A 6,940-nucleotide genomic window follows, 5' to 3' on the forward strand; every position below is an offset into this window, starting at 1 on the left:
GTCGGCGGGCCGGTCGCCGGGCAGGACGAGTTCGGGCGGCGGCGACGCCAGGGCGGCGCTCCACCACGCGGTCAGGGCGCGGATCTCCGAGCCGGCGTGCCGCTCGTCCTCCCACAGCGCGTAGTCGCGGTACTGGAGCGCGACGAACGGCACGTCCGCGTCCCGGCCCTCGACGGCGGCCGAGTAGTGCTCCGCCGTCTCGGCCACGACCATCCGCAGCGTGCTCTCGTCCGCGACGAGCCGGTGCAGCGCCACCACCAGCACGTGCTCGGACTCGGCGAGCCTCAGCACGGTCAGCCGCGCGGGCGGCCCCCCGTCCCGCACCCCCGCGCCGCCGCCCGGCCCGCCGGGCCCGTGCGGCGGTTCCGTGGCGGAGAGCGAGGCGAGCGCGGGCAGGAGCCGGGCGACGGCCCCGGCCCGCGCGGGCTCCGGCGCCCCGGACAGGTCGATCAGTTCGGGCGCGTCGCAGCCCGCCTCGATCCGCTGCCACGGGACGCCGCCGGACTCGGCGAACCGGGTCCGCAGCGCCTCGTGCCGCTCGGCGGTGGCGCGCCACGCCGCGTACAGGGCGGGGACGTCCAGCGCGCCCGAGAGCGCGTAGGCCCGGCACACGGTGTTCGCGGACGGTTCGGCGGCCAGCCCCTCCAGGTACCAGAGGCCCTGCTGGGTCCGGGAGGCGGGCGCCAGGGCCCCGGGCCCCAGTTCGTCGTTCATCCTCAGCGTCCTCCGTGCCGATCAGTAGAAGTAGCTGATGTAGGGGGCCCGCTCGGGCGTGGCCATGGTGTCCCAGAGCTGTGCCGAGCGCGGGTCGGGCGCGCTGATCCGCCCGCCGCGCAGCAGGTCGGTGGCGGCGGTGCCGCCGAGCAGGATCGACCCGACGGCCGCGACCTGCATCTCCAGGTCGGGCTCGCCGGTGGTGCGCCGGCAGGTCGCCTTGCCGTCCTCGGCCTCCAGCCGGAACGTCCCGCCGGTGTAGCCCTCCGGGTCGTGCACCCGCAGGGTGAGCGCGCCGTCGGCGGCCCAGCCGCGCGCCTCCAGCAGCGCCGGGACGTCCAGCGGGCGCAGCCACAGCCCGTCGTGCCGCCGCGCCCGCAGCTTCCGCGCGTCCTCGACCCACCAGGTCAGCGGGTTGTCCACGGGGGAGTACCAGACCTGGACGCGCGCGACCATGTCGATCGACAGCAGGTACCGCCAGAGCGCGGCGGCGGCCTCGGCGTCCACCGCGAGCAGGTCGATGACGTGCACGATGTTCTGCGGCGTGGTCTCCGGCGCCCAGTCCGAGGTGATCCGGTACGACACCAGGCCCCGGTCGCCGACGGCGACGTGGTCGCGCGGCGCGCCGCCCATGCCGATCGCGAGCATCTGCTCCAGCCGCGCGTCGGCCGGGTCGAGCGCGAGCCGGTCCCAGTAGCAGGACGGCGGGACCACCTCGCCGGGCGTCCCCGGGGCCTGCCGCTCGTAGATCGACTGCGCGAGCGTCCGCGCCTCCGCGCCGTCCACCCGCCGGACGGCCAGGTCGCCGCCGGGCGCGTCGGACCGCCAGCCCACGCCCTTCACGTCGATGTCGAGCGCGTTGTAGGAGGTCGCGGGCCCGTACCCGAAGCGCCAGTAGATCGGCCACTCCGAGACGCCGCCCGCCGCGATCGGCTTGCCCTCCTCGACGGCCCGCTCGTGCAGCCGCAGCAGCGTCGCCCGCATGAGTCCCTGCCGCCGCAGCGTGGGGTGGCAGGAGCCGCCGGTGCAGGCGGCGAGCGGGACGGTCGCGCCGCCGGGCAGCACCAGGTCGCGGTGCTGGGAGCTGTTGGTGGCGACGTAGCCGGTCCCGTCGTCGATGGCGATGGCCCGCTCGGGCGGGTGCGTCCGCCGGTAGAAGTCGACCACCTGCGGGTCGTTTCCCGGCGGCGACGCGAACGCGCCGAGCCAGGCGTCGAGCCACTCGGAGTAGCGGTCCCCGGTCACCTCGACCAGGCGCATGCCGGACGGCAGTTCGGAACGCATCGGAACCCCTCAGCTCGTCGTGTCGGCCGGGACGGCCGGGCGGACGGACGCGGTCAGCTCGTCCAGCGCGATCTCCGGATCGGCGACCCCGGCGCGCAGCACCCGGGTGAACTCGTCCGCCATCGCGTCCATGGACTCCTGGTCGAACCGGTCGACGCTGCTGTTCACCGCGAACAGCAGCTCGCCGCCCGCGCCGAGCTCGGCCGTCCAGAGGATCGCGTCGTCGGGGACGTCCGGGCCGAGCGGCTGGGACGTGCGCCGCTGGGCGGCGACGCAGCCGACGCCGCCCGCCTCCTGCTCGCGCAGCACGAACGGGTTGGGCGACATCTGGAAGCCCGGCCGGGCCCGCTCGGCGATCCGGTCGGACTGCTCCAGCGCGGCGATCTGCTCGCCCGCCTCGGCCGCCAGCCGGACGAACGGGACCTCGTGCGTGAACGCCGACAGGCAGCTCTCCCGCACCCGCTCGACCACCTCGCGGAACGTCCGGCAGCCGGTCAGGTCGGTGCGCAGCGGGAAGAAGTTGACGAAGTAGCCGACCGTGTCGGCCATCCAGCGGCGCCGCCGGCCCGGCCCGGGCGACAGCGTCCACACCACGGCGTCGGCCTGCCCGGTGCGGGCCAGCAGGTGCACCCGGTAGGCGGCGAACAGCACCATGAACGGCGAGCAGCGCATCGAGCGGCCGAACTCCACCGCCGCCGTGCCGAGCGCGGCGTCGACCGCGAACCGGTCGCAGCGCGTCCCGGACGGCTCGCCCGCCACCGGCGGCCGGTCGGTCGGCAGCGCCACCGCCTCGGCGCCGTCCAGCCGGTCCCGCCAGTAGGCGTAGGAGCGGGCGGCCTTCGCCTCGTCCGCGCCGGTCAGCTGGTGCGCCGCGTACTCGCGGTACTGCCGGATCTCGGGCAGCTCCGGCGCCCGGCCCGCGCGGCGCGCCGCGTACAGCTCGACCAGGTCGCGCATGACCAGGCTCAGCGACCACACGTCCACGACGGGCAGGTGCGCGACGAGCACCACGATCCAGTCGTCGTCCGCGAGCCGCCCGACGTGCGCCCAGAACGCGGGGACGCGGCTCATGTCGAAGGTCTGCCACTCGACCTCGTTGAGGAACGCCTCGGACCTCTCCTGCCGGGACGCGTCCCCGCCGGTCAGGTCGTGCACCTCCAGCGCGGGCGACGCCCCGGGCGGGTGGACGAGGTTGCGCCGGCCGCCCCCCTCCCCGCCGCCCTCCCCGGTGCCGTCGCCGGGCAGCAGTTCGGTGCGGAGCGCCTCGTGCCGGGCGACGACGTCGTCCAGCGCGCGCCGGAAGTCGGCGACGTCGAGGTCGCCGGTGAGCCGCCACCCCCCGCTGGAGATGGGCCGGGGACCGAAGTCCCCGGCCGATCCGTCGTTCTGGTGCTGCAGGCGCAGGAACTCCTGTTCGAGCGAGAGCGGGAACGCGGCTTCGGACGGCATCGGCTCTTCCTCTCCGTTCGGCGGTGCGGCGGTGCGGCGCGCGGCGCGCGGCGGGCGGCCCGGTCGGGTCCGGCGGGGTCAGGCGGCGGGTTCGAGCGAGGCGACCACCAGGCGGGTGAACGTCGCGAGGTCGGGGTCGTCGAACAGCTCGTCCACGCCGACCTCGGTGACGCCGAGCTCGTCCTCCAGCCACGCGGTGATCATCAGTGCGGTGATCGACTGGCCGCCGAGCTCGAAGAACGTGGCGTCCGGCGCGCCCTCGGGCACGTCCAGCGCCTCGCGCCAGATGGCGGCGATCTGTGTCGGCAGGTCCACACGGCCGATCGTGACACCGGCCGCACGGCCGCCACATCTTCCTGATTGCCCGGCCCCGGCGGGGGTGCGGGGGCCCTTCCGCAGGCTCGAAGAAGCACCGGACCCGCCGCCGCTCCTAGCGTCGGAACCGCCTGGCCGACGGGTGCGCCGCGACGCCCCGGACCGGGCCCGACCTGCCTGGAGGAAGCAGATGGCTGGTGATCGCAAGTACCACGAACGGACCGTCGCCCCCGTCCCCGACCCGCCGGCGGCGGTCCGCCGGCTGGCCGCCGAGGCCGCCGGCGACCACTTCTGCTACGAGGGACCGGACGGCTTCGCGGTCGCCCTGGACCCGGTGGCCGAGCTGGTCGCCGACCGCCGCCGCCTGCTGCTGCGCGGCCCGGACGGCGACGTCGAGCGGCGCTGGTCGGCCGAGGCGCTGCGGCGCGTCCCGGACCTGCTGGACGAGCTGCCCCTGGAGGCGTGGCGCTGCTACGGCTGGGCCGGGTTCGAGCTGGCGGCGGCCCGGGACGGCCTCACCGGCCTGGCCGGGGACGAGCCGTTCCTGCACCTGGTGATCCCCGCCGCCGAGGTGCGGTTCCACGCGTCCGGCACGCTGCTGCGCGCGCTCGACCCCGCCGTCCTGGACGCCCTCCAGGAGCGCGTGGAGGCCGCGCCGCCGCCCGCCGCCGCGCCGCGTCCGCGCCCGGTGCCCGACCAGGACACCGGCGCCTACCTGAACGCGGTGGAGAAGGCCGTCCGGTACATCCGCGACGGCCGGCTGCAGAAGGTCATCGTGTCCCGGACCGTCCCGGTCGGCTTCCCGGTGGACCTGCCCGCCACCTACGAGCTGGGCCGCCGCGCGAACTCGCCCGCCCGCTCGCACCTGTTCTCGCTGGACGGCCTCGCCTCGGCGGGGTTCAGCCCGGAGACGGTCGTGGAGGTGTCCAAGGAGGGCGCCGTCGTCACCCAGCCGGTCGCGGGCACCCGCGCCTGCACCGGCGAGCCGGGCCGCGACGAGGAGCTCCGGCACGAGCTGCTGAACGACGCCAAGGAGGGCTTCGAGCACGCCATCTCCTTCAAGATCGCGGTGGACGAGATGGCCGAGCTGTGCCCGGACCACCCGGTGACCGTCCGCGAGTTCATGGCGGTGCGCGACCGGGGCACGGTGCAGCACCTGGCGTCGTCGGTCGGCGGCACGCTCACCGCGCCCGCGCACGCCTGGGACGCCTTCGCCGCCCTGTTTCCCGCCGTCACCACCTCGGGCGTGCCGAAGCGCGACGCCTACGAGGTCATCCACGAGCTGGAGACGTCCGAGCGCGGCCCGTACGGCGGCGCGGTCCTCACCTACGACGCCGACGGCGCCCTCGACGCGGCGGTCGTGCTGCGGACGGTCTTCCAGCGGGACGGCCAGGCCTGGCTGCGCGCCGGGGCGGGGATCGTCGCCCAGTCCCGTCCCGAGCGCGAGCTGACCGAGACCCGCGAGAAGCTCGCCAGCATCGCCCGCCACCTCGTCCCGCAGGCCCGGTGACCGCCGTGACCACAGCCCGAACCTCGGTGACCTGCGCACTCCCGAAGACGGAGGAGGTGCTCCCATGCTGGTGACCGTCACCGGAGGCAGCGGGTTCGTCGGCGCGCACACGATCGCCGAGCTGGTCCGGCGCGGCCACCGCGTCCGGCTGCTCGCCCGGCCCGGCGCGCGCGTGGACGCGGCGCTGGACCCGCTCGGCGTGGACCGGTCCGCCGTGCGGATCGCGCGCGGCGACGTCACCGACGCCGCCGCCGTCCGGCGCGCCGTCGAGGGCGCGGACGCCGTGCTGCACGCGGCCTCGGTGTACTCCTTCGACAGCCGCGACCGCGCGCGCATCCGGGGCACCAACGCGCCCGGCACCGCCGTGGTGCTGGAGGCCGCCGTCCGCGCGAGCGTCCCCCGCATCGTGCACGTCTCGACCGTCGGCGCGCTGTTCCCCGCCCCGGGACGGGAGCTGTCCGGCGGCTCCCCGGTCGGCTCGCCGCGCGGCGCGTACCTGCGCAGCAAGGCCGACGCCGAACGGGTCGCGCGGTCCTGGCAGGAGCGCGGCGCGCCGGTCGCGATCAGTTATCCGCCCGCGCTGCTCGGCCCCCACGACCCGCGCCTCGGCGACCAGACGGAGCGGCTGCGCGCGACCCTGCGCGGCTTGATGCCGATCTGGCCGTCCGGCGGCTTCCCAGTCGGCGACGTCCGGGACACCGCCGCGACGCACGCCCGCCTCCTCGAACGCCCACCCACCCGCACCTCGGCGCCCGAGCGGGTCTTCGGGCCTTCGCGGTACGTGCCGACGCGCGAGTACCTGGCGGCCGTCCGCGCGGTCACCGGCCGCCGCCTGCCCGCGCTCGTCCTGCCCGCCCGCGCCGTCCTGCCGGTGGGAGTGGCGGCCGACCTCGCGCAGCCCGCCTGGCCGTGGCACATCCCGGCCGAGTTCGGCGCGGTGTACACCTGCGCGCACGCCGTCCCGGTGGCGGCGGACGCCGACACCTGCGGCGTCCCGGCCCGGCCGGTGCGGGAGACCGTCGCCGACGCCGTCCGCTGGCTGGCGGCCGAGGGCCTGCTGACCGCGCGGCAGGCCGGACGCGGGGCGCGTCCCGCGGCCGGCGCCCCGGCGTTCGTCCCCGAAGGAGGTGAGCTGTGAGCACGTCCGAGGCCGACTATGTGCCGGTTCCCGTCCCACGGCTGAAACCGGTCCCCGCCCCGCCGCCCGCCGCGCCCGGCATGCCCGAGCTGCGGGACGTCCGGGACCGCCGCCGCGCCGAGATCCTCGCCGGGCGGGACGACGCCGTCGGACGGCAGCGCGCGCGGGGCAAGCGCACCGCGCGCGAACGCCTGGACCTCCTCCTGGACGACGGCTCGTTCGTCGAGCTCGACCTGTTCCGGCGGCAGGGCGAGGGCCCCGCCACCGACGGCGTCGTGACCGGCTCCGGCACGATCGACGGCCGCCGCGTCTTCGTGTACGCGCAGGACTTCACGATCCTCGGCGGCTCGCTCGGCGCGGCGCACGCCGCCAAGATCCACAAGGTGATGGACCTGGCCGTCGCCAACGGCGCGCCGCTGGTCGGGCTGAACGACAGCGGCGGCGCCCGGATCCAGGAGGGCGTCATGGCGCTGGAAGGGCATGCGGCAGCGCCTGGCCATCGCGCAGGCCATGCTCGGCCTGCCCGACCT

General features: G+C 76.3%; 7 protein-coding genes. 3 read left to right on the forward strand and 4 right to left on the reverse strand.

Annotation, left to right across the window (positions count from 1 at the left end; all coding sequences use genetic code 11):
* The 4 genes from AB0J52_RS21540 to AB0J52_RS21555 all read right to left on the reverse strand — a co-directional run.
* On the reverse strand, positions 1-714 hold a 714-nt coding region (locus AB0J52_RS21540; protein WP_500183527.1), incomplete at its 3' end, for a condensation domain-containing protein.
* A gap of 21 nt (positions 715-735) precedes the next feature.
* The gene (locus tag AB0J52_RS21545) at positions 736-1,998 is read right to left on the reverse strand and encodes a GNAT family N-acetyltransferase (RefSeq protein WP_500183529.1); all 1,263 of its coding nucleotides are present in this window, start codon (positions 1,996-1,998) and stop codon (positions 736-738) included.
* Positions 1,999-2,007: 9 nt separating this feature from the next.
* Positions 2,008-3,447 (reverse strand): condensation domain-containing protein, encoded by a 1,440-nt coding sequence (locus tag AB0J52_RS21550; protein ID WP_500183530.1) that lies wholly within the window; start codon positions 3,445-3,447, stop codon positions 2,008-2,010.
* A 78-nt stretch (positions 3,448-3,525) separates the two neighbouring features.
* The gene (locus tag AB0J52_RS21555) at positions 3,526-3,762 is read right to left on the reverse strand and encodes a phosphopantetheine-binding protein (RefSeq protein WP_500183532.1); all 237 of its coding nucleotides are present in this window, start codon (positions 3,760-3,762) and stop codon (positions 3,526-3,528) included.
* A 190-nt stretch (positions 3,763-3,952) separates the two neighbouring features.
* Here AB0J52_RS21555 and AB0J52_RS21560 point away from each other — a divergent pair, with 190 nt between their 5' ends.
* The 3 genes from AB0J52_RS21560 to AB0J52_RS21570 form a co-directional block, all read left to right on the forward strand.
* The gene (locus AB0J52_RS21560; protein WP_500183534.1) at positions 3,953-5,272 is read left to right on the forward strand and encodes a salicylate synthase; all 1,320 of its coding nucleotides are present in this window, start codon (positions 3,953-3,955) and stop codon (positions 5,270-5,272) included.
* Positions 5,273-5,336: 64 nt separating this feature from the next.
* Complete coding sequence (locus AB0J52_RS21565; RefSeq protein WP_500183536.1) at positions 5,337-6,410, forward strand: NAD-dependent epimerase/dehydratase family protein; 1,074 nt, start codon at positions 5,337-5,339, stop codon at positions 6,408-6,410.
* Positions 6,407-6,940: carboxyl transferase domain-containing protein (locus tag AB0J52_RS21570; protein WP_500183538.1), on the forward strand; the 534-nt coding region annotated here is incomplete at its 3' end. The genes AB0J52_RS21565 and AB0J52_RS21570, both read left to right, overlap by 4 nt.

The sequence above is a fragment of the Spirillospora sp. NPDC049652 genome (assembly GCF_040675125.1).
GTDB lineage: Bacteria > Actinomycetota > Actinomycetes > Streptosporangiales > Streptosporangiaceae > Spirillospora.

Excerpts from the sequence above, each read along its gene's own strand:
- AB0J52_RS21560 (WP_500183534.1), top strand. The coding sequence starts at position 3,953 with ATGGCTGGTGATCGCAAGTACCACGAACGGACCGTCGCCCCCGTCCCC.
- AB0J52_RS21550 (WP_500183530.1), bottom strand. The coding sequence starts at position 3,447 with ATGCCGTCCGAAGCCGCGTTCCCGCTCTCGCTCGAACAGGAGTTCCTG.
- AB0J52_RS21545 (WP_500183529.1), bottom strand. The coding sequence starts at position 1,998 with ATGCGTTCCGAACTGCCGTCCGGCATGCGCCTGGTCGAGGTGACCGGG.
- AB0J52_RS21565 (WP_500183536.1), top strand. The coding sequence starts at position 5,337 with ATGCTGGTGACCGTCACCGGAGGCAGCGGGTTCGTCGGCGCGCACACG.